Origin of the sequence: Cysteiniphilum litorale (assembly GCF_003428165.1) — a bacterium.
Taxonomy (GTDB): Bacteria; Pseudomonadota; Gammaproteobacteria; order Francisellales; family Francisellaceae; genus Caedibacter; species Caedibacter litoralis.
The window spans coordinates 1-1,653 of record NZ_QLIQ01000117.1; the positions used below are offsets into that span (position 1 = coordinate 1).

At 39.6% G+C, this 1,653-nt stretch carries 1 protein-coding gene; it reads left to right on the forward strand.

Annotated elements, in window-relative coordinates; all coding sequences use genetic code 11:
* Positions 1 to 65 precede the first annotated feature (65 nt).
* Positions 66 to 1,615 (forward strand): IS3 family transposase gene (locus DNJ75_RS14770; RefSeq protein ID WP_373282856.1). Its coding sequence is split into 2 segments (ribosomal slippage): positions 66 to 519 and positions 519 to 1,615, totalling 1,551 coding nucleotides; the frame shifts between segments, so codons are not numbered across the junction.
* Positions 1,616 to 1,653 lie beyond the last annotated feature (38 nt).

The window sequence follows — 1,653 nt, forward strand, 5'->3', positions numbered from 1 at the left end:
CCCTATGTGTCAGGATAGTTGTCGCCTGTAGTTAATTTTTAATCAGGGCGATAATTACTGGAGAAATTATGGGAAGTTATAATGATGCTTTTAAAGCGGATGCGGTTAAAAAAATGTTATCAGGAACACAGTCAGTGTTAGAACTAGCTAAAAGATTAGGCGTATCAGATAAAACCCTGTATAACTGGAAAAATAAATATCTAAACAAATGCCCAACGATGTCAAATAAAAAACACAAAAACACAACGTTCACCGCTGAGCAAAAGCTTGCAGCAATTATAGAAACAGCGTCTTTAAATCAGCTGCAATTAAGTGAATATTGTCGCACAAAAGGCATTTATCCAGAACAGCTTAAACAATGGAAAGAAGCTGCTTTAATGGGTTGTAGCAATACTAAGCCAGAATCGTCGATAAGTGCAGATGAAGCCAAAGCAAATAAAAAACGCATACATGCTTTAGAGTCTGAGTTAAACCGCAAAGACAAGGCATTAGCAGAAACAGCTGCATTGTTGGTGCTTGCAAAAAAGTGTCAAACCATTTGGGGAATAAAAGAGGACGATTAACCTCGGCAAATGATCGACAGCTTATAATGACATCGATTGATGAAGCATTGAATCAAGGGGCGCGCCAAGCGCCTGCATGTGCGATTATGGGCATTAATCAGCGGACATATCAACGTTGGAAACTTAATGGTTATGAAGATAAACGGCAAACAGTCACTAAAATAGCGCCATCAAATAAGCTAACAGCAGCGGAAAAAGCCCAAATTATTACGCTTTGCAATAATGAAGAGTTTGCATCGTGCAGTATTAAGCAAATAGTTCCAACGTTGGCAGATCGCGGTGTTTATATAGCATCTGAAAGCAGTTTTTATCGAGTATTACGTGAGGCAAATCAAATGAATCATAGAGGCAAAAGTAAATCACCAAGAACAGTCACAAAACCGCAAGCATATACCGCCAATGGCGCCAATCAGATCTGGTCATGGGATATCACTTATCTGGCTTCTACAATTAAGGGTATGTTCTACTATTTGTATATGATGGTTGATATTTATAGTCGTAAAATTGTTGGCTGGGAAGTGTATGAATGTGAGTCCTCAGATTATGCAGCAGAAGTACTGATTAAGGCTAAATTAAAAGAAAACTTAAGCAGTAATCATAAGTTGATTTTGCACTCAGATAATGGCTCACCAATGAAAGGAGCTACGATGCTTGCAACCATGCAAAGCTTAGGTGTTACACCATCATTTAGCCGCCCTGCAGTGAGTAATGATAATCCTTATTCTGAAGCATTATTTAAAACGCTTAAATACACACCTTCTTATCCAGAGAATGCCTTTGGTGATATTGAACAAGCAAGAATCTGGGTAAGCCACTTTGTTAATTGGTACAACAAAGAGCATCGTCACAGCGGGTTAAAGTATGTAACGCCTGAGCAAAGGCACTTAGGACTGGACGTTAACCTACTGCAACAGCGTGAGCAGCTTTACTTTGAGGCGAAAGCGAGAAACCCATCCCGATGGTCTGGCAACACGCGCAACTGGCAACATGAGGCTTTAGTTCATCTTAACCGGATAAATAATGATGATAATCTAAGCAAGATTAGTGCTTAGTGGAAAAAGTTAGGCGACAACTAGCTTGACACTTACCG